Here is a 22,113-nt window from a genome sequence, read left to right as displayed (position 1 = left end):
ATGAAAAAAACTCCTATAGGTATAAGTGACTTTAGAGAAATTATTGAAAATAACTATTATTTTGTAGATAAGAGTTTATTGATTAAAGAAATTATAGAAGATGATTCCAAGGTTATATTAATACCAAGACCAAGGAGATTTGGTAAAACACTTAATATGACTATGCTTAAATATTTTTTTCAAATGCCAGAATTAGAAAATATCAGCTTATTTAAGGATTTAGAAATAAGTAAATATGAAAATATAACTAAGCTTCAGGGAAGTTATCCAGTTATTTATATTACCTTTAAAGATATGAAACATTCTAATTTTAACAATTGCATAGAAGCTATGAGCTTTTTAATGGCAGGTGTTTTTCAAGAGTTTAAGGATAATGTCTATTTTAAGTGTACCAGAGAAGAAAAAGAATACTTCACCAAAATACTAGCTAGAAAGTGTAGCTTAGTAGAAATAGAAATGTCCTTTAAAGTTTTAATAGAACTTATATATAAGTATATTGGGAAAAAGCCAATACTTCTAATAGATGAGTATGATGTGCCTATTCAACAAGCTCATTTAAAAGGTTATTATTCAGAATTCATAGGGTTTATGAGAAATTTTTTTAGTGGCGCACTAAAAGATAATACTAATATAGAAAAAGCAGTTATGACAGGGATTCTGAGAGTTGCAAAGGAAAGTATATTCTCAGGACTTAATAATATAAAGGTATATAGCTTAATAAATAGTAAATACAAAGAGTATTTTGGATTTACAGAAAATGAAGTTCAAAAGTTATTAGAATACTATAATATAAAAACAGAGCTGGAAAATATTAAGCTTTGGTATAATGGATATAATTTTGCAGGAGAAGTTATTTATAATCCATGGAGTATACTAAATTACATAAAAGATATTGATAGAGGGCTTATATGTCATTGGATAAATACTAGTTCTAATGATTTAATAAAAGATATTTTAGGGAAATCAGATAATAAAGTAAAAGTTGAGTTTGAATCCTTAATAGAAGGAAAAGCTTTAGAAAAAAGAATAAATGAAAATATAGTTATGGAAGAGGTTGATATAAACTCTGAAAATATATGGAGTTTTCTTCTATTTACTGGATACTTAAAAGTTAATGATATTAAAAATATAGATGGTGATATTTTTGGTATTCTTTCTATTCCCAATAAAGAGGTTAGTAGTTTATTTAAAAATATAATTTTAGAATGGTTCAATAAATCAGATATAAATGAAGATTTTAATGATATGTTAAAGGCTTTAATAAGCGGCGATATAGAAACCTTTGATATTATGTTTTCAAATACAATAGATCGAACATTAAGTTATTTCGATGTAGCCGGAGAGAGTGAAAGGTTTTATCATGCCTTTGTACTTGGTATGCTAGTGTCTTTAGAGAATACCCACTACATAAAATCAAACCGGGAAAGTGGATACGGACGATATGATGTTATGATTATACCTAAGGACAAAAAAGCTCTAGGTATAATTATAGAGTTTAAAAAGGTAAATAAAAGAAGAAAAGAGACCTTGAAAGATGCAGTAAATACAGCTTTAAAACAAATAGAAGAGAAAAAATATAATTTAGAAATGAGAGCATTAGGAGTAAATAATATTTTAGAAATAGGCATTGCTTTTGAAGGAAAAGAAGTTTTTATGAGGGAAAGGAAGCATTAGCAAGCAAAATTATAAAATAGTATTAATTAAGCAAAGAGGTATTTACTACAAAAGTAAGTACCTCTTTTATATTTAAATCATAAATCACAAAATATGAAGATTATTGTATAGCTATAGAAAATTTTAATCATAAATATTAAAAATATTGTTAAAATAATGTGAATTTTACATTATAATAGGAATAAAGAGAAATATGTGGTGAGGTGGGTTATACAGTTAAATATAGAACAAAAGAAGAAATATTATACAGGATGAGGAAGTGATACTATGGCAAAAGTTATTCCGGAAAGTATAAGTGACCTAGAAACTGCTACTGCAGGAGAAAAAAGATTGTTTAAGATATTGCAAGATAAATTACCATCAGATTATATTGTATGGTATAACATAAGAGTAAATGAAAGATACCCTGACTTTATAATTTTAGGTCCGGATTTAGGAATTGTTGTGCTGGAAGTAAAGGATTGGTCATTAAATTCCATTGAAAGTGCAAATTCCAATACATATACATTAAGCACATTAGGTAAAAAAGCAAATCCGTTAAGACAAGCAAGAGAATATATATTAAATATAGTAGATGAATTAAAAAAAGATAAATGTCTATTACAAACTGGAGCTTATAAAAATAATATATCCTTTACCTTTGGATATGGAGTAGTATTTACAAAGATAAGTAGAAAAAGCTTTTTATCCAGTCCCTTTATCAATACCATAGATGAGAAATCTGTAATATACTCAGAGGATTTAAAAGAATTTGAGGAAAACTTTGATGGGGAAAAATTCAAACAAAAACTTCAGGATATGATACCAGCTAAGTTTAATTTTAATAGAATACCTGAAGATATAATGGATAGAATAAGAGGAAATTTATTTAAGGAAGTAAAGCTGTCTACAGACAATGATGCTATTTTTAAAGTAATGAACCTGAATCAAGAAACCTATGCTAAAAGTTTAGGCTATGGTCATAGGGTTATTAGAGGAGTAGCAGGCAGTGGAAAAACAGTTATATTAATATGTAGGGCTAGGTACTTAGCAGATATTCATAAGGACTGGGATATAATGGTTCTTTGCTATAATAAAACTCTTGCAAGTTTTCTGAGAAATTCCATTATAGAAAATAACATAGAAAATATTGAGGTTAGCCATTTCCATGGATGGATAAATGAGGTGTTTAAATCTCTAGGATTAAAGAGTGGAGTATACAAGGATAAAGATATAGATGAAAATATAGCTAAAATATCAGAGGATATGCTATCAAATATAAAGAAATACGATGCAATTTTTATAGATGAGGGACAAGATCTAGAAAAAGAGTGGCTGGAGTTTATAGTAAAAACACTTAGAAATCCTGAACATAGTCACTTAATGCTTGCTTCAGATGGGGCACAGAATTTGTACAACAGAAAATATACTCTTAAATCTGTAGGTATAAAAGCAGCAGGAAGAACAACAATAATGCGTGAAAATTACAGAAACACAAAGCAGATATTAGATTTTGCTTATACTTTCTTAACTGATGGAACAGTTCAGGAAAAGGTTGATGAAGAAGATAACAACTTTACAATCAAGCCAGACACAAGTTTGAGGCAAGGAGATTATCCAGATCTTATTAAATGTGATGATTTTCAGGATGAAGCTAATAAAATAGTAGATGAAATTATAAACTTAAAACAATCTGGCATAGATTATGGCGATATTTGTATAGCCTATGTACATAAGAGCTATAAGAGTACAAAGTACATAGATATGTTAGAAAATACTTTTTCTAATAAAGGGATACCCTATTTTATTATGAGTAAGAGTGGAAATGCTAAATCAAAGTTTAGAATAGATATGGAAAAAGTAAATATTTCTACTATTCATAGCGTAAAGGGATTAGATTTTAAATATGTGTATATCTGCGGTATCAATAATAGATTATTAGATAGTATTAATGAATCCAAGAAACTTCTCTATGTGGGAATGACTAGAGCTAGGGATGTTCTTAAGGTTACCTATAGTGATAATAATATTGTGGTAGGTGATTTACTCAAAGCTAGAATGAAATTAAATAAAGATAATAAAAATGATTATAAGGTAGAAGATATGGTGGCTGCAACAAAAGAGGAGAGTGTAGAGGAGAAGAATCAGGGCGGATTTATGAATGCAATAAAGAGATTGTTTGGTATGTAGGTATCAATTAATGCATTAGTTCTTTTATTGATAAGCAGAGAAGATAAAAAATATTTAAATATTGATATCGGTAGAGAATATAAAAATGAATAATAATCTTTATAATATTAAAAGACTAGAATTGATATAAGGTATTAAATTTTCAGATGATGTTAGTAATCAAAAGGTGTTGGCAGGTGAGTATTGTAGATTGTCAAGTAAATTTGACCCCTTTTTACGTTTAATTTTGACCCCCTAGAGTCTAAATTATATTTAGGCCAAAACCATCATATTTTAATTTTTTAGTATTAATTATTAATTGCTTAGATTCATTATCGATGGTTACATATTTATTTAAAATTAATAATCTATCTTTAATAAGATCTTTAACAAGATCATCAAAACTCAAATTGAGATTTGGCCCCGGAAGGGGCTCAACTCCTTTAATTGTAGTTTTCTTATTCTCAAGTTCATCAATACTCATAAATTCAGCAGTATCCATGTTATTGTTAGCTCTATGCTTATACAATCTTAAAGACCTATCAAAACAATAATCAGTACTATTAAACATTCTTCTCTTAAGCTGTTGGAAACTAAGATTATATTTCTCTCTTGCGAGAATTATAGCTGTTTCTTTTCCTTTTTCATTAAATGTATTAACAAATTCACCAAAATCTATTGCTATACTATTTTTCAAAATTTATTCCTCCTGTAAATACCTATTTACTCTATGGCTATCGCCTGTTATACTTATGACGTGGGAATGGTGAAGAAGCCTATCTAGTACAGCAGTAGCCGCTAATTCACTAGTGAATATCTCGTCCCATCTTTCAAACGGTAAGTTTGTTGTTACTATTAGAGAGCTTTTTTCGTATCTTTGGCGGATTAACTGAAAAAATAAACTCTCTTTTTCTTTATCCATTTTTAAATAACCAATATCATCTATTATAAGTAAGTCTATTTTTGATAATTTCTTAAATTTTTGTTTTAGATTACCAGAATCTATTGCATTATATAATTCATCAACTAGTTCAATTGCATTGACAAAACGAACAGATTTACCTTTCTCACAGGCTTTAATACCTATTGCAATGGATAAATGACTTTTACCAAGGCCGGGAGGCCCAATAAAAACTACATTTTCTTTCTTTTCCATAAAACTTAAAGTAGCCAAATCAATAACTTTCGTTTGATTAATATGTTTGGGAAAGTTGAAATGAAAATCTTCGATTGTTTTATATGCATCAAAACAGGCATTTTTAATGTTCCTCATTTTTAGACGTTCCATTTTTCCTTGCTCTTCGAGCGCCAAAAGCTTGTACAAGAATTCTCTATAACCAATTTTATTTTCTATGGCATAATTAACTTCTTCGTCATATCTATCATATATATCGGGAAGCCTAAACTGTTTTAGCAAGCGCTTTATATTAGTGTTTATATTAGTTTCATCCTTCATTTTTAGCCCCTTTCCCATAGTAAGAAAGATGTCTTATTAAACCTTCTTCATTCATATTAGTATCCTTATTTTTATTAGGTTTAGTAAATATTAATTCTACTCTCTCATGCTCAATTATTAGTTCTAGATATTTTTCTTTAATTAAAGACTTTATTCCATCTATTTTTAATACGTTACTATCTATACAATGCTTAAGAATGATATCTAAATCAGCTATATCATATAGATCTTTCAGTTTTAAAAATTCTCTTGCATGAAAGTGAGGCTGCTTTGTAACCCGTGAAGCCAATTTGTAAAACTCATTACCATGTCTAAATGTTTTTTCAAATACCCTTCTAATTTCAGGAATAGAACTTGGTACTCTTACTGCAATATCCTTATAATCATCTTTATCTTGAATTTTTCTATTTTTACCCTGAAGTATATTCCATTTTTTAACGAGAACTAAATCAAGATCATATATTTCTAGAATATACCCATATACTATTCTTATTTTTACCTGTCTATCCACATATTTGACGGGAACACTATACTTATTAGTTCCAACCATAACATAAGAGTCCGTACTAACAATCCTTATTTCTAATTCTGTATCAATAACTATTTTCTTATAAAATCCTTTTAAGCTGCTCTTTTCTTCATTAAACATTTCATCAGGTATTCTTTTAGTAGTTCCATGAATCTTTTTATTCCATGACCTCATAAAATGCTTAATTTCTAAGTTAAGTTCATACACACTGTTAAAGCTGCTTCCTTTAATGAATTGATTTTCAATGTATTGAAATGGCTTTTCTATCTTACCTTTTGTCCTTGGTCTTAGAGGCCGGCAGGCATTCGGCTCTGTCCCAAGATATGTGAATAACTTTAAAGCACTGTGGTTAAACTCTACTTCTTCTCCTTTTTTATGACTTATTACTAATGCCTTTGGATTATCTATAAGAAGTTCCTTAGTTACACCTTCAAGTTCTATAAATAAGTCTTGTATGGCTTCATAAATGGCTACGCCATTAGCGGATAGCGAACATACTGCAGCTTTTTTTCTAGAATAAGATAATATCATGGTAAAACAGTATATTTTAACATTTTCACCAGCTATAACTGTTATGTATTCTCCCCAGTCAAATTGTGCTTGATCTCCTGGCGGAGTTTCAAATCTAACAGTAGCTCTTTGACTAATGCTACCTTTTTTTTCATTCAGAGTTTCAAGATACCTATATATTGGATTTATAGTTCCATCGTATCCTAATTTACACAATTCATTATAGATTCTTGTACCATTGAAATCATACTGCTTATCTAAAAACCATTCTCTAATAATATCTTTAAATTTATCAATTTTAGTTACTCTTGGTGATCTTGAATATTTTGGTTCTTCCTCCTTTTTGATTAAACTTTTAACAGTATTTTTTGACATATTAAGTTCTCTAGCTATTTGCTTTATTGGAACCCCTTTGTTATACATATTTTTCACTGTATGCCAATCTCTCAAGTCTTTCACCTACACTCTTATGCCTCCTTCATGAGTTTTTTACCTCTCATAAAGGATATTATTTTAAAGTGAAGGGGTCAATTTTCAGTGTAAAAAGGGGGTCAATTTATATTGTAAATCAACACGGCTGAAGAATTTAAAGTCTTTTGGCAATTTGTAATAAAAGAATACATATCATTTAGACTAATAGATTTTATAAATTCTAAATTTACATTGGCGAAGTTATTGTCAATTATATTAATGTTACGTGAGCTCATAATATAACTAAAGAACATGAGCAAATCTGTCCTGTATTCTAAAATTGTGTTTTCAGAACGATTTTTATTATAGAAAGATAACCTAAATATTGTTCTACTATCGGGCAAGTTTTGTTTGTTTGCATATTTAACACCTCTGTAAAATTGTTGACAAAATTACAAGGATACAAACAGGCGGAGAAATAAAAAGCATGTTTATTAGGCTAATAATCTATAGATAAATAGTAATTTAACAATTTTAAAAAATGCTTTGATTTCTATTTTAAATGGTAGTAATCTTGTAATGAACAAGTTATTTATTGCTTAAAGGAGGAAAATAAAGCAAATGGTGGATATTACAATTGAAAAGATTCCAACGCATAGGATTGCTTACATAAGGCAGATTGGTCCTTATGGAATTAACAATGTTCAAACAATGGAAAATATAAAAAAATGGGCAAAATCTAACGATTTATTTAATGACGAATCAATAATTTTTGGAATTGCTCAGGATAATCCTAAGACGACTAAACCTGAAAATTGTCGTTATGATACGTGTATTGTTGTTTCAAAGGATTATTTATTAACTGATGAGTATGTAAGGGAAGGTTATATTACTGGAGGGAAGTATGTGGTTTTTAAAATTAATCATACAGCAGAAGCAGTTCAGAAAGCGTGGAATGATATTTTTCCAGAATTATTAAGACAAGGATATCAATTTGATGAAACAAGACCAATCCTAGAAAGGTATATAGTCAAAATGGTTAATAATCATTATTGTGAGATTTGTGTACCAGTATATTAAATATTAATTGGATAAATTTCTGATTTAAAGTTCAATATTATAAATAGTAATTTAGATTGGAGGATATATTATGAGAACTAAACATGTAGTAGTAGAAGACTATAATCCAAATTGGAAATATGAATTTGAAAAAATTGAAGCAGAACTAAGGACAGTTTTAAAAGATGTCATCTCTATTGAGCATGTAGGAAGTACATCTGTTGAGGGCTTCGCAGCCAAGCCTATTATTGATATACATATTGTAATTGAAGATAATTTCGAAGAAGTGAAAAATCAATTAGGAACTATTGGCTATATACATGAAGGTGACCTAGGAATATCGGGTAGAGAGACATTTAAATATAGAAATAAGGATTGTTTAATGACTCATCATTTATATGTATGTAATAAGAATAATGAGGAATTACATCGTCACATAACATTTAGAGATTATCTTAGAAATAATAAAAAAGAGAGAGAAAGATATAGTTTAATAAAAAAAGAAATGGCAGCTAAATATCCAGAAGATATAGATTCATATATTTCTGGAAAGCAAGATGTAATTTTAGAGATTTATGAAAAATGTGGATTACTATAACAAATTTCAATTTAAGGTTCAGTAATATAAATAGTAATTTATAGGGGAGGCAGACATGAAAAAGTTAGGTTTAATTGGAGGAATGGGACCAGAGTCAACAATTCCATACTATCATGACATTGTATATGGAGTTCAAAGCAAAGTTGGGAAAAAGTTTTTTCCTAATCTGACTATTGAGAGTGTGAATGTTTTTGATATCCTTAATATGTGTGAAAGGAAAGAATATGAAGCACTTATCAATTATTTAATGGCAGCAATCAATAATTTGAGAGCCAGCGGTGCAGATTTTATAGCTTTATCGGCAAATACACCACACATTGTTTTTGATGAGCTGCAGAAGCGTTCACCTATCCAGCTTGTGAGTATTATTGAGGCTGCTTGTGATGAAGCAAAACGACGTAATATATCTAAAATAGGGTTGCTCGGAACAATCTTTACCATGAATGGAGAATTTTTTAAAAAGCCATTTTTAAAAAATCATATAGAAGTCATAACCCCAACTGATGAAGAAAAGGGTTTTGTCAATCAAAAGATTTCCCAAGAGTTAGAATTAGGTATTGTCAAGGAAGAAACTTTATCAGCGTTTCTGAAAATTGTGCAGAGAATGAAAGATGAAAATGGAATACAAGCAATTGTTTTAGGTTGTACTGAATTGCCATTGTTGTTCAAAGGAGTTAAAACACCAGTAGATTGTTTAGATACAATGCAGATACATATTCAGACTCTTGTTAATATGATTATAGATGATTAAACCAAATTCCAATTGTGCGCCCAGCTAAGGGTAATTAACCTAGCAGGTGGAAATCCTGTCTGAATAAGGTCTAGTCAACCAGCAGTAGCGAGTCTTGAGTTGCCAACAGTAATGGTGGGAGCTAAGCGTAGACAGCGAGAAAGTAGGGTTGAAATGCTATTGAGCCTCGAAATTTTGTATATCAGAGGGCTGACGTCTTAATTGGTGCGGAAAGCAACATCACATAGGTCGTAATGGCAAGAACTATGTGGCACTGCGGGGTCAAAGGCTGACTTACGGACAGTGAATTGCATTAAATAAGAATAATAAACATAAAAATCATTTACAAGATTATATTTCCAAATAGTAATAATGCAATAATATGCTTATAAAGATAATATAATCATAAACATGAAATTAATGTAATAGAGAATGGGTATACTGGTGCCTTACTATTAAAGAATATATTTACTTTTTTTGCCATATTAGATGTCATAAAGTATCAAATTAAATTTTAAGGCATATTTTTTTCTATTAGAATCATAACATCTGTTAAACCATGTCAATCCACTGCTGAATAAGCTGTATATTCTAACTATTTTATTTCTTATCTTTTTAGTTGCGCCTATTATCTTACTCTTCTTATTCTTAGAACAATCTGCTCCTAATATTATCATCCATGTATATGCTATACATAAGCATAAATATAAGTTTTCAAAATATATAAGACTGTTTGTCCATGTATCTTCCATATTGAAGCCACTGGATTTTAAATCTCTAAACATTTCTTCTATAATAAATCTTTTCTTATATTCATTAACAGCATTCTTACTATCAAGATTGGTTACTATATACCAGGTATCCGCTGCTTCTTCTGCCTTACAAACTGCTAAATTGCATCTATATTTTTCAGCACTTAGTAAAATTCCATTAAACTTTTTTACGCCTTTTTTTAGAGTTTTTATATCTCTAAGGTATTTTATTTTTTCTTTCCCTTCTATATTTACAAGCATATCATTGGTACATCTTATACAATATTTCCATCCTATTTTATTTATAAACTTAAATAAATCTATACTCTTAAAACCTCTATCTGCCAGCAATACAACTTCATAATTATATGAACTTATAAGATCCTTAATCTCTTCTATTCCCTGTTTTATATGTTTGAAATTTTTATTATCTTTTTCATTATATTCAAATATTCTATACCATAGTGGAACTGCTCTTTTTCCCACTTTCAGCGAAAATTTAAGTATTAAAAATTTATCTTCCAGTGTTGTATGGTCAAATATTACAACCAGTTTATTAGTGGTACTTCTTTTTATATAATTTATCATAATTTCATCGATAAAATTATAATATAGGTAGTCTGACTTTATTGTTGAACTTGAAAAAAATCTATAAATTCTTTTTATTTTACTTTCTTCATTGGCTTCTGTATAGTAATCCTTTAGCTTTTCTGATATTTCTGAGATTATAACTGATTTTGATAACAATATTCCCAAAACAATATATACTAAATTTTTTAGTTTCTTGGATGATATGGGTAAAATCTCATATAGCATTTTTCCTAATTCTGCGGTAATATATTCTTGATTGTTAAGCATAGCCAATTCTCCTTTTTTATAAGTTTGTTTGTCCGAATTTAACTTATATTTTAGGGCTTGGCTATGTTTTTTTCTATCCTTTTTTTCATGTTACTTTATTCCATGTTAATTTTTCTCTTTTTACTGTCCTTACGTCAGGGGTCAAAGGGCCAATCATGCTTTACATCGTGGTTAATTATCAACTGGGGAGAGCCTGCCGTTTCTTAGTAATAAGTATGACAGACAACAATAAAACGGAGAATGTCAAATGAACGACAGGCAGTCGGATAGTCTCATAGTACCGCTGAAACTGGGTAATGCCAGTGGAGGGAAGGGGATTACATAATAACAATCTTTCTGAGGACACATCATCTGTACTCAGGGACAGGAGAAATGATGGAAACAAAATTAGAAAGAATAGCAGAAATATCAGCAAAGACTCGAAAGCCAGAATTTACTTCGCTATATCATCATATTAATGATGGTATGCTAAGACAGTGCCACAAAGAACTAGATGGAAATAAGGCAGTAGGCATTGATAGAGTTACAAAAACAAAATACGAAGTAAATCTAGAAGAAAATATATCTAATTTAGTAAAACGGTTAAAGAATAAGTCATACAAACCTTTACCATCATTAAGAGTATTCATACCGAAAGGTAATGGAAAAATGCGACCATTAGGAATTGCATCCTATGAAGATAAGATGGTGCAACTAGCAGTAAAGAAGATACTGGAAGCAATCTATGAACCAAGATTTTTGAGAAATATGCATGGTTTCAGACCGAGACGAGGTTGTCATGATGCTATCAAGGAAGTTTATAACGGAATGTATCATGGAAAGATAAACTACATTGTTGATTCGGACATCAAAGGCTTCTTTAACCACATGAGTCATGAATGGATAATGAAATTTTTGGGAGTATACATAAAAGACCCAAATCTCCTATGGCTGATTAATAAATACTTGAAAGCTGGGGTAATAACTGAGGGCGTATTTGAAGAAAGTACAGATGGTTCTGCTCAAGGGAATATCATAAGCCCAATAATAGCAAATATTTATATGCATAACGTTCTAATGTTGTGGTATAAGATTGTTATTACAAAAGAAACAAAGGGAGATAGCTTTTTGACAGTTTATGCAGATGATTTTATAGCAGGATTCCAGTACAAATGGGAAGCTGAGAAATACTACGGTGAACTCAAGAAAAGAATGGGAAAATTCAATCTAGAGATGGAAGATAGTAAAAGTAGATTACTGGAGTTTGGTAAATTTGCAGAAGGAAACCGGAAAGCAAGGGGAGAAGGTAAACCAGAAACATTTGATTTCTTAGGATTTACATTTTACTGTGGAAGAAGTCGCAGAGGATATCCATGTGTCATGTTACAAACAAGTAGAAAGAAATTTAGACAAAAGCTAAAAGACACTAAAAAGTGGCTGTACGAGAATAGAACTATGCCAGTTAAGGAAATGATAAAGGCATTAAACCTCAAATTGGTTGGGCATTATAGGTACTATGGTGTATCTTTTAATGGTAAGATGATAACAAACTTTTTGCATAGAGTACAGCAATTTCTAAGTAAGACACTGAATAGGCGAAGCGATAAGAAAAGCTACAGCTGGGATGGATATATAGAAATGTTGAAATATTATCCTTTAGCGAAACCAAAGATATATTTTAAATTGTTTTAACTGTGAATGTTATTATGAGGAGCCGTATGCGGGAAAGCCGCACGTACGGATTCTGTGAGGGGCTTACATTGTAAGGTGTAAGTCTACTCGACTGTCTGGCTTAACAAAACTAGCATAATATGAGATTTCTCTTAGTTCATGCATATTTTTCTAAATTTGTGACATTATTTGCATAGGGTACGGAGCTAATAATCTATATTTATTAACTTCCCATTATCCATATAATGAGAAGTTGAAATTGAAGCAAATTCGCTGCGCTCATTAGCACTCTCGGGGACATTAGCAAGGATCTAACTTCCAGTCATCTCCTAGGGGGACTGACACCATAGCAGAAATTGGAAGCTTATGCTTGCTAATTACTTAAAGCAATTCGATATTTTACAATTATCTAATATTATTTTAGAAAGCTTAAAGATAAATTATGAAATTTTCAAGGAGACCTAAATGGACATATATACAGAATTAGTTTTAGTAAAAAACAGTAAAACAAAAAAATTTGAAGATAAAACTGATGAGATAAATTATTTGAAATATTTACAAGATAAAGTTGAAGTAACTTATATAAAAAATCCAAATAGAGTTTACAGCTATAATTCTTTAAATATTATTATATTTGAATCTCCTAAAAAAGTTGATTTGAATCAGCTTATTGTATATGTATCTGGATTTCTTGTAAGAGAGCCATCCATAGTGCTTGATTTTGGAGAATATATAAAAATAATTGAAGTTAAGGGGAAAACGGAGGTTTATCATAAGTCAAAAGTTGCTTATGAAAATTCATGCCTTAATTCCAAGCAAGCTAAAGCAGTTTTTGAATACTTTAAGAAATTATCACCATATATAAGTGTTACTGAAGATGGAAGAACTGCATTATTTGATCTATATAAAAAGATAACTAAGATTAGTGAAAATAGTGTTCTGTCAACTTACTTATCAGGAAAAAGTATTAAAAAACATACATATAACAATACTAAAATATTTCCCTTTGGATTTAATTTAAGTCAAAAGAAAGCAGTAAATACAGCTCTTGAGAATTCTATTAGTGTTATTGAAGGACCTCCTGGAACGGGCAAAACACAGGCTATATTAAATATTATTGGAAATGCAGTGTGCAGAGGCAAAACTGTTGCTGTTGTATCTGGTAATAATTCTGCAACTGCTAATGTTCAGGAGAAGCTTGAGAAAAATGGATATGGCTTTATAACTGCATTACTTGGTAAATATGATAATAAGGTTGATTTTTTTGAGAATAAACAGGCAGATATTCCTGATTTAAAGGAATGGAATGTGGAAGCTTTAGAGGAAAAGAATTTATATGAGAAACTTCAAGATATAGATAAGGATTTAGATGATCTACTCAAGAAGCAAAATGAAATGTTAAAATTAAAAGAAGAACTTTCAAAGTTTAAAGTAGAACAGAAATATTTTGAAGCGTATTTTAATGATGAATATATTACTACTTCACAATATTCTCTTTTTAGAAAATGGTCAAGTGATTTGATATTAAATTTTATGCCATACTTTGAAAGGCTTATGTTGAGAAATAATTACATAAAATTATTGAGTAGAATTGTTTTGTTTGTAGACTATGGAATTTATAAATTCAAGTATATAAGTGAAAATCAAAATATTGTAATTGCTTCACTTAAAAGAGATTATTACAATAGAATAATTGAAAAAACAGAACAGAAAATAGCTTCTTTAGAAAGTGATTTAAAAAATAGAAGCTATGAAAAACTAATGGAACAATTTATAGATATATCTTCAAAAATATTTAAAATATCCATTCAGAAGAGATATTCTAAGGGAAGTAGAAGTAAGTATACTGTAAAAAGCTTTAAGTATAATTTTAAAGAATTTATAAAGGATTATCCTGTTATATTAAGCACAACTAATTCAATAATGACCTGCATTTCAGAAAATTATCTGTTTGATTATTTAATTATTGATGAAGCCTCACAGGTAGATTTAGTTACAGCATCCTTAGCTCTTGCATGCTGCAAGAATGTAGTTATTGTGGGGGATGTAAAACAATTGCCGCAAATCGTTCCATCAAATATAAAGAAAATAAGTGACGATATTTTTCATGGAAGTAATATTGGAGAAGCTTATAATTACAGTAAATATAGCATTATAGCTTCCTTAATGAATTTATATAAGGCTGATTTGCCTGTAACTTTATTAAGTGAGCATTACAGATGTCATCCTCAAATAATAGGATTCTGCAATGAAAAATTTTATAATAATCAACTTGTAATTATGACTGAAAAAAATGAAAATGAGGTACCTTTAAAAATTTATAAAACGGTCCCAGGAAATCATGCACGCAAAGATAGATATGGTAATGAAAAAGGCTGGTACAATTTAAGGCAGATAGAGGTTATTAGAGATGAAATTATTAATGCTGATAAAGATAAGTATGATGACAGCAGTAAAGTAGGAATTATATGTCCCTATAGAAAGCAGGTTACAGAAGCTAATAAATACTTTGAAAAAACAAAAATAGAAATAGATACTGTACATAAATTTCAAGGAAGAGAAAAGGATACAATTATATTTTCTACAGTGGTAAACGACATAAATCCCTTTGTTGATGATGAAAATTTAATCAACGTAGCTGTATCCCGTGCTGTAAAAGAATTTATAATGGTTACATCTAATAAATTGTTTAAGCAGCATGGAACCAATATTGGGGATTTAACCAGATACATACAGTATAATTCATTAGAAGATGCCGTAATAGACAGCCCAAAGGTTTCAGTATTTGATTTATTATACAGTGAATACTCCGAAAAGCTTTTGCAAATAATGGCTTCAAGCAAACATATTTCTGAATATAAATCAGAAAATCTAATGTATAGTGTAATTGAAGAAGTGCTGTCTTATCCTGAATATATATCCTTTAAATGTGTTATTCATATACCTCTAAATTCTATAGTAAAAGATTTTACAAAACTGGATTATGAGCAAAGAAAATTTGCTGAAAATCCATGGACTCATGTTGATTTCTTAATATTCAATAAGTTAGATAAAGAACCAGTACTAGCTGTAGAAGTAGACGGATATGAGTATCATAGGAATAATAAAGATCAAATAAGTAGAGACAAAATAAAAGATAAAATATTACAGCAAATAAAATTGCCAATTCTTAGAGTTGCTACTAATGAGAGTGGTGAAAAGAAGAAGTTAATTGAAATGCTTGATATGATTATTGAAGAGTCTGGCGGGGATGGTAATAATAAAGATAATGAAATTTAAATATTTAGCAAGAAATAACTTCCGGTTGTTTCTATGACCTCTGAGGTCGTAACACTATAGAAGAAATTGCAAATAGTATTGTATGGCTTCTATCAAATAAAGCTTCTTTTGTTACTGGCTCAACATTAGTTATGGATGGTGGCTTTATTTCTTAATATTGAAGAAAGTCTTTTTAAAGCTATAAAAAAATGCGAGTTCGATGGAATAATTTAAGGCATAAAAAACCCCATCAAAATTTTTTATTACTGTAAGTGATGAAACCAACAAAATAGAACAAAAGGATGGGATTTTATGCAAAAGTAATTTAGAGTTAGATAAGCTAATTACGATAAATTATGCTTACTATTATATTAGTAATTTCTGAAGTATTGTTAGAAAGCATAAATTCATGAGTATAGCTTGAATTTACACAGTTAATTAAAATTAAATCATTTTTAACAGTTTCAAAAACTTTATCATTAATAGTAGAATTAAATCCACCATTTACAGTGTAAAAACAAATTGCTGCTAAATCTTTATTTAATGGAGTTTTATATTCGAATTTAAGATGTTTGCTAGGACTAATATTAAGATGAAGTAATTCACCATTATAATTTTCCCTTGTCATTAAATTAAAAACAGAAGCTTTACCATAAGTTTTAGTTTTCCAATCGCCCATAAAGTCGTCTTGCTCAAAGGAGTTAAGTGGTTTCTTGTACTTATTTTCATGGTCGAGAGTTATTTTTCCTTCTATAACCATAAATTTACGTGAAACTTTTGGTAGACTACTAAAAGTAGATTCTGGTATATCAATTTTAGCAACTCCCAACCTCCATAAAAAGTTTTTACTGGCATAATCAGAATTTAGCGGATATGTTGTCAGTTCTGTAGCCATGCCTCCAGACCAAAATGTTGGCTTATAATTTTCTTGCCTTAGTAATTCTACATTATATTTCATATATTAATTGCACCTCTTCTTATATATCTTTTATGTTTATTATATTGAAAGATATATATATAATCAATTAAGTTAACGTGAGTTCAAAATATTATTATATGTAAAGAGGTACTACTTTTTTTGCTAAATAGTGTTTGTCCACTAAATTTAATGTAAAAATTAAGAGGATAATCTATAAAATCATCCTCTTAAAATAAATATATATCCATATTGAAAAAATTTTTTATTGAGAATACACAAAATTATTGACAGACTCTCATCTAAAGACAACTAATTCTTTAATATATTTAGATGATGCTAGTTAATTTTCTTGTAAAGCGGTGTATTCATATATTAACTTTCAGTTTTTCTATTTTAAACATATGTAATCTAAAATGAAGGAAGATACTTTTCTAAATAAAGTATGTAGTTTACACATTTACATGGGTACCCTTATACAAAACTGGTATTGCCGCTGATATAAGGATCATACCCATAAAAGCGGGTGCAGCATGACCAAGTGATACATATATTTGACCTCCAATGATAGGCCCAATCATTCTTGCTAAAGCCTGAATAGATTGGCTGCCTCCTTGAATCCTTCCCTGTTCACTAGAATCCACAGACTTGGAGAGCATCCCATTGAATGAAGGCCCGAAGATGGAATCACCAAAAGCAAATATAAACATTCCAGCGATAAGAAGGGGATAGAATGAGAACAAAGCCGATGCTGCAATAAGACTGTAACCTATAATCTCCGAGACCATTCCAAGAATTGCTATCTGTTTATCACTAAGTTTTATCAAAAGCCTTGGCATTATGAAACCTTGTGAAATGATGTCTTGGAAGCCCATAATTGAAAACATAAGTCCGATTAGTGCAGGCTTCCAACTGAAAGTATCCATTGTAAATTGTGAAAAAACTGCCTGTAAAGATCCGTTGGGTATCCAAAGTAAGAACGCTGAGACAAGCAGCCTTTTTAAGTTTTTCATGGAAAGTATGCTGGCAAGCTGTATAAATGGATTCAGTCTTACAAAGGTAATCTCTTTCAGTCTATTATTCTTGTCAAGGCTCTCAGGCATAAAAAAGAATCCATAAACAACATTCAATAAAGTTATTATTGCTCCAAAATACATGGGTACAGAATAACCAAACTTGGCAAGTAATCCGCCTAGAGTTGGGCCAATGACGGCGCCTACACCCACAACCGCACTCATCCATCCAAAGTATTTGGTTCTATGTTCTCTAGGAATGATGTCTGAAAAATATGCGAAGATGGTGCTTATGCTCCCACCTGTTATACCTTCTATTATGCGTCCAGCAAATAGTACCCATAGAGCTCCTCCTATACCAAAAACTAAGTACCCCATTGCGGAACCCAAAAGGCATACTAAGAGCAATGGACGACGGCCATATTTGTCGCTCAAAGCTCCAAGTACTGGGGCCGCCAAAAACACGCAGACTGCATAAACAGATGTCAGCATTGTAACAACTATAGCTTGTTCTCTTGGATTGTTTGTATAAGGCTGCACTAAGAATGGGACGACAGGTGTTATTATACTAAAGCCTATTCCGCAAAGAAACACAGAGATAAGACCGAATATTAAAGCCTTTTTATCTACGGTTTGTTCTGTGTTCTGCTTATTGTGTAATCTAAATTTGAACATTTAAATTCTCCTCTCAAAAGTTATGCTTTTGATTCCTTGGAAACATATTTATCCTATCACTATTTTGTTTCTTTGTCAACAAAATCGCAACAATAAAAATGCAGCCTGTTCTCCATTGAGTTGGGCTGCCTGTGATTTCATTATTCAAATTTATTCTGACTTACTATCTATACCTAGTTTTTTTATTTCTGCATCCAAATGCCTACTATACTTTTCTATAAAGATAAGCATACTGTCAAATTGTTCCTGGGTTACCTGCTCAAATACGGCTTTATCCCGCTCTTGAAACTCTTTGTGCAGCTTCTCATGGACTTTGTTAATTTTTTGCCCTTGTTCAGTAAGCCTGAAATAGATTTCTTTCTTATTATCTGGCTTCTGATAGCTTTCAATGATACCTTTTTTTATGAGCTTCTTGGTCATTTTACTTATGGCTCCTCTAGTCATATAAAGGGACTCAGCTAGTTTTGTTACGTTGGAATCTGGATTTTTTCCAATGCATTCGATGTAATGTACTTCAGAAGACTTATAACCCTTAAGACTGTCTTCCATCTTAAACTTATTAAGCCAAGCCATTTTGTTAAATAATTCCCTAAAACTCATTATGACCTGTTCTTCTTTGTTCATGGACTTTCCTCCAACCTGTTAGTGTATTAACAATATTATATTAAACTTTTGTTTCTATTTCAACAATATTAAAATAGCTTCTTAATATGGCTGTAACAAAAGTATACATATTTCATGGAAAATTGTTATAAAATTTATATATAATAGTGGATTTATAGAATATTATGGTATAATCTTTATATTAAAGTTAAATTGTAAAATCAGGTATTATAAGTATCTAAATGAGCAAATTTTATAATTAATTTATTTAGAATTACTAGTCTATATATAGTATGCCAAAGAAAAAGCATGTTATATGCAGAATTAAAGGCAGCAAATTATGCAATGTGAAATTTTGTTAAATACATGATTCTAAGTTTAAATGGGGAATAGGATATATGAAAAAAACTATTTTTGGGTGTACCATGCTTATTATAGCAACAATGTTTTTATTAAATAATGATTACTTGGTATCAGGTATAATATATTTTATTGGTTTTATATTTGTTGGATGGGGAGCAGTTCCAATAAACACAAAAAAATAATGCTTTTATATGTAATCATAGATTGAAATCAATCGACCGCTCTGGTCGCCCGCGGTTGATTATTTTAAGGATGGTAAAGATCTATACCGTCTGTAAGTAGCTTAAATAGCTGTTTGCAGGCGGTTATGCTTTTGATTGGGAGTGACTCCATCAAAACATATATTATAACTAAAATTTATGTATAAAATTTATAAAATATTTTACGGTATGATAAAATGTTATATATCATATTAATTTGAGGTAGAATATGAAGGATTTAAGTAGTTATAGCAAGAAGGTCATAGAATTAGATGAAATCGAAAGAATATATAAAACTGAAACTTATGATGCCTTATGCGGAGTAGTAGCAGATTTAATAAAAGAAGAAAGACTTTTGCCAGTGAAAAGTAGTGGTGGAAATGGTAAAAAGCCGATGTTATATAAAAAATACAGGATATTAGAGAAAAATACAGATAATAGTAAGCTTCTTGATGAGATAAACTACAAGCTTTCAACAAAATTGAGTATTGAATATTATAAAGAACACATAGATAAGTATAAAGAGCATAGAAAGTATATTCTTAAGTTAAGTGATTTTATTATAAGTAAGCAGCATTTATTAAGTGAACCTGTTTCTATGAATGAAAGATCTTTCCAAATATGGGGAAGAGAAAAATTTTTACAAAAGGAAGGCGGAAAAACTATTGTTAAAAATTTAGGAATGGAATTAGAAGAACTAAATTATTATGATACCTCTGAACCTTTAGCATATTATTCAAAATCCAAAGAGACACCTCAGAAGATTCTGATTATAGAAAATAAGGATACTTACTATACAATGCGAAGGCATTTAATAGGCGGTGGAGAAAATATTCTAGGTGAAGATATCAGCACTTTAATATATGGGGGAGGAAAAAATATTAACAAAGCTTTTAATGATTATAAAATATCAGTTGAAGATTATGTTTCCGACAGTAAAAATACAATATTATACTTTGGTGATTTAGATTATGAGGGAATAGTTATATATGAAGGCTGACTTACGGACAGTGAATTGCATTAAATAAGAATAATAAACATAAAAATCATTTACAAGATTATATTTCCAAATAGTAATAATGCAATAATATGCTTATAAAGATAATATAATCATAAACATGAAATTAATGTAATAGAGAATGGGTATACTGGTGCCTTACTATTAAAGAATATATTTACTTTTTTTGCCATATTAGATGTCATAAAGTATCAAATTAAATTTTAAGGCATATTTTTTTCTATTAGAATCATAACATCTGTTAAACCATGTCAATCCACTGCTGAATAAGCTGTATATTCTAACTATTTTATTTCTTATCTTTTTAGTTGCGCCTATTATCTTACTCTTCTTATTCTTAGAACAATCTGCTCCTAATATTATCATCCATGTATATGCTATACATAAGCATAAATATAAGTTTTCAAAATATATAAGACTGTTTGTCCATGTATCTTCCATATTGAAGCCACTGGATTTTAAATCTCTAAACATTTCTTCTATAATAAATCTTTTCTTATATTCATTAACAGCATTCTTACTATCAAGATTGGTTACTATATACCAGGTATCCGCTGCTTCTTCTGCCTTACAAACTGCTAAATTGCATCTATATTTTTCAGCACTTAGTAAAATTCCATTAAACTTTTTTACGCCTTTTTTTAGAGTTTTTATATCTCTAAGGTATTTTATTTTTTCTTTCCCTTCTATATTTACAAGCATATCATTGGTACATCTTATACAATATTTCCATCCTATTTTATTTATAAACTTAAATAAATCTATACTCTTAAAACCTCTATCTGCCAGCAATACAACTTCATAATTATATGAACTTATAAGATCCTTAATCTCTTCTATTCCCTGTTTTATATGTTTGAAATTTTTATTATCTTTTTCATTATATTCAAATATTTTATACCATAGTGGAACTGCTCTTTTTCCCACTTTCAGCGAAAATTTAAGTATTAAAAATTTATCTTCCAGTGTTGTATGGTCAAATATTACAACCAGTTTATTAGTGGTACTTCTTTTTATATAATTTATCATAATTTCATCGATAAAATTATAATATAGGTAGTCTGACTTTATTGTTGAACTTGAAAAAAATCTATAAATTCTTTTTATTTTACTTTCTTCATTGGCTTCTGTATAGTAATCCTTTAGCTTTTCTGATATTTCTGAGATTATAACTGATTTTGATAACAATATTCCCAAAACAATATATACTAAATTTTTTAGTTTCTTGGATGATATGGGTAAAATCTCATATAGCATTTTTCCTAATTCTGCGGTAATATATTCTTGATTGTTAAGCATAGCCAATTCTCCTTTTTTATAAGTTTGTTTGTCCGAATTTAACTTATATTTTAGGGCTTGGCTATGTTTTTTTCTATCCTTTTTTTCATGTTACTTTATTCCATGTTAATTTTTCTCTTTTTACTGTCCTTACGTCAGTATATGAAGGACTATATAAACTATTTAGTAAAGAATATGATATGATACCATTTATAAAGGGATACAAGAAAATGATTGATAAGGCAAAAGCTGAGTCGATTTGTTTACCAAAAACTAAAGAAGGTCAAAATAAAAATATTAGTGAAATATTTTTAAGGGAATTTGATAAAGAGTACAGAAATGAAATAGAAAAAATGCTGAAAGATGGTTATTATATACCGCAGGAGATAGTGAATATTACAGATTTATAGCTGG

The 22,113-nt window shown here is 29.6% G+C and carries 19 protein-coding genes; 11 read left to right on the top strand and 8 right to left on the bottom strand.

The features are described 5' to 3' along the window. Positions 1–1,674, top strand: coding sequence for an AAA family ATPase (locus CLOPA_RS18210; protein ID WP_041710970.1), 1,674 nt, complete (start codon positions 1–3; stop codon positions 1,672–1,674). A gap of 267 nt (positions 1,675–1,941) precedes the next feature. Beyond that, entirely contained in the window at positions 1,942–3,843 is a 1,902-nt protein-coding gene (locus CLOPA_RS18205) for a 3'-5' exonuclease (RefSeq protein ID WP_015616894.1), read from the top strand. Between the two features lie 241 nt (positions 3,844–4,084). Here CLOPA_RS18205 and CLOPA_RS18200 read toward each other — a convergent pair whose 3' ends face one another. The 3 genes from CLOPA_RS18200 to istA are packed head-to-tail and all read right to left on the bottom strand — an operon-like array spanning position 4,085 to position 6,776. Beyond that, a complete protein-coding gene (locus CLOPA_RS18200) occupies positions 4,085–4,519 on the bottom strand; it encodes a hypothetical protein (protein ID WP_015615432.1) in 435 nt (144 codons plus the stop codon). Positions 4,520–4,522: 3 nt separating this feature from the next. Continuing rightward, positions 4,523–5,278: an IS21-like element helper ATPase IstB gene (gene istB, locus CLOPA_RS18195; protein ID WP_015615433.1), complete on the bottom strand. Its 756-nt coding sequence runs from the start codon at positions 5,276–5,278 to the stop codon at positions 4,523–4,525. Continuing rightward, positions 5,268–6,776 carry an IS21 family transposase gene (istA, locus tag CLOPA_RS18190; protein ID WP_015615434.1) on the bottom strand — a complete coding sequence of 503 codons (1,509 nt, stop codon included), beginning with the start codon at positions 6,774–6,776 and terminating at the stop codon, positions 5,268–5,270. Before istA ends, istB begins: the two co-directional genes overlap by 11 nt. A 576-nt stretch (positions 6,777–7,352) precedes the next feature. Here istA and CLOPA_RS18185 point away from each other — a divergent pair. The 3 genes from CLOPA_RS18185 to CLOPA_RS18175 all read left to right on the top strand — a co-directional run bounded on the left by CLOPA_RS18185 (position 7,353) and on the right by CLOPA_RS18175 (position 9,136). Beyond that, positions 7,353–7,808, top strand: a complete 456-nt coding sequence (locus tag CLOPA_RS18185) for an AraC family transcriptional regulator (RefSeq protein ID WP_041711599.1) — start codon at positions 7,353–7,355, stop codon at positions 7,806–7,808. A gap of 70 nt (positions 7,809–7,878) precedes the next feature. Beyond that, positions 7,879–8,385, top strand: coding sequence for a GrpB family protein (locus tag CLOPA_RS18180; RefSeq protein WP_015616892.1), 507 nt, complete (start codon positions 7,879–7,881; stop codon positions 8,383–8,385). A 55-nt stretch (positions 8,386–8,440) separates the two neighbouring features. Next, positions 8,441–9,136 (top strand): aspartate/glutamate racemase family protein, encoded by a 696-nt coding sequence (locus CLOPA_RS18175; RefSeq protein ID WP_015616891.1) that lies wholly within the window; start codon positions 8,441–8,443, stop codon positions 9,134–9,136. A gap of 464 nt (positions 9,137–9,600) precedes the next feature. On the opposite strand, the gene CLOPA_RS23930 is transcribed toward CLOPA_RS18175, so the two are convergent. Then, positions 9,601–10,725 (bottom strand): IS4 family transposase, encoded by a 1,125-nt coding sequence (locus CLOPA_RS23930; RefSeq protein WP_015616890.1) that lies wholly within the window; start codon positions 10,723–10,725, stop codon positions 9,601–9,603. A 375-nt stretch (positions 10,726–11,100) separates the two neighbouring features. Between CLOPA_RS23930 and ltrA the strand changes: the two genes are divergently transcribed. From ltrA to CLOPA_RS26855, 3 genes are all read left to right on the top strand, one after another. Then, a complete protein-coding gene (gene ltrA / locus CLOPA_RS18165; protein WP_015613811.1) occupies positions 11,101–12,396 on the top strand; it encodes a group II intron reverse transcriptase/maturase in 1,296 nt (431 codons plus the stop codon). A gap of 444 nt (positions 12,397–12,840) precedes the next feature. Further along, positions 12,841–15,654, top strand: coding sequence for an AAA domain-containing protein (locus tag CLOPA_RS18160; protein ID WP_015616889.1), 2,814 nt, complete (start codon positions 12,841–12,843; stop codon positions 15,652–15,654). A gap of 56 nt (positions 15,655–15,710) precedes the next feature. Then, a complete protein-coding gene (locus tag CLOPA_RS26855) occupies positions 15,711–15,809 on the top strand; it encodes an SDR family oxidoreductase (RefSeq protein WP_080648390.1) in 99 nt (32 codons plus the stop codon). Positions 15,810–15,973: 164 nt separating this feature from the next. On the opposite strand, the gene CLOPA_RS18155 is transcribed toward CLOPA_RS26855, so the two are convergent. The 3 genes from CLOPA_RS18155 to CLOPA_RS18145 form a co-directional block, all read right to left on the bottom strand. Further along, the gene (locus tag CLOPA_RS18155) at positions 15,974–16,591 is read right to left on the bottom strand and encodes a HutD family protein (RefSeq protein WP_015616888.1); all 618 of its coding nucleotides are present in this window, start codon (positions 16,589–16,591) and stop codon (positions 15,974–15,976) included. 410 nt (positions 16,592–17,001) lie between these two features. Continuing rightward, a complete protein-coding gene (locus tag CLOPA_RS18150) occupies positions 17,002–18,237 on the bottom strand; it encodes an MFS transporter (RefSeq protein WP_015616887.1) in 1,236 nt (411 codons plus the stop codon). Between the two features lie 150 nt (positions 18,238–18,387). Next, a complete protein-coding gene (locus CLOPA_RS18145) occupies positions 18,388–18,861 on the bottom strand; it encodes a MarR family transcriptional regulator (protein WP_015616886.1) in 474 nt (157 codons plus the stop codon). A gap of 377 nt (positions 18,862–19,238) precedes the next feature. Here CLOPA_RS18145 and CLOPA_RS25320 point away from each other — a divergent pair, with 377 nt between their 5' ends. Together CLOPA_RS25320 and CLOPA_RS18140 are read left to right on the top strand one after the other, a co-directional pair. Continuing rightward, complete coding sequence (locus CLOPA_RS25320) at positions 19,239–19,385, top strand: hypothetical protein (RefSeq protein ID WP_015616885.1); 147 nt, start codon at positions 19,239–19,241, stop codon at positions 19,383–19,385. Between the two features lie 247 nt (positions 19,386–19,632). Next, positions 19,633–20,403 (top strand): Wadjet anti-phage system protein JetD domain-containing protein, encoded by a 771-nt coding sequence (locus CLOPA_RS18140; RefSeq protein WP_242834226.1) that lies wholly within the window; start codon positions 19,633–19,635, stop codon positions 20,401–20,403. A gap of 192 nt (positions 20,404–20,595) precedes the next feature. Here CLOPA_RS18140 and CLOPA_RS23925 read toward each other — a convergent pair whose 3' ends face one another. Then, positions 20,596–21,720 (bottom strand): IS4 family transposase, encoded by a 1,125-nt coding sequence (locus CLOPA_RS23925; RefSeq protein WP_015614406.1) that lies wholly within the window; start codon positions 21,718–21,720, stop codon positions 20,596–20,598. Positions 21,721–21,899: 179 nt separating this feature from the next. Here CLOPA_RS23925 and CLOPA_RS18130 point away from each other — a divergent pair, with 179 nt between their 5' ends. Continuing rightward, a complete protein-coding gene (locus tag CLOPA_RS18130; RefSeq protein ID WP_207637887.1) occupies positions 21,900–22,109 on the top strand; it encodes a hypothetical protein in 210 nt (69 codons plus the stop codon). Positions 22,110–22,113: the final 4 nt, after the last annotated feature.

The organism is Clostridium pasteurianum BC1, from assembly GCF_000389635.1.
GTDB classification, from domain to species: domain Bacteria; phylum Bacillota; class Clostridia; order Clostridiales; family Clostridiaceae; genus Clostridium_I; species Clostridium_I pasteurianum_A.
Note: the sequence above shows the minus strand (reverse complement) of the source record. Positions and strands in the feature narration are given on the sequence as shown.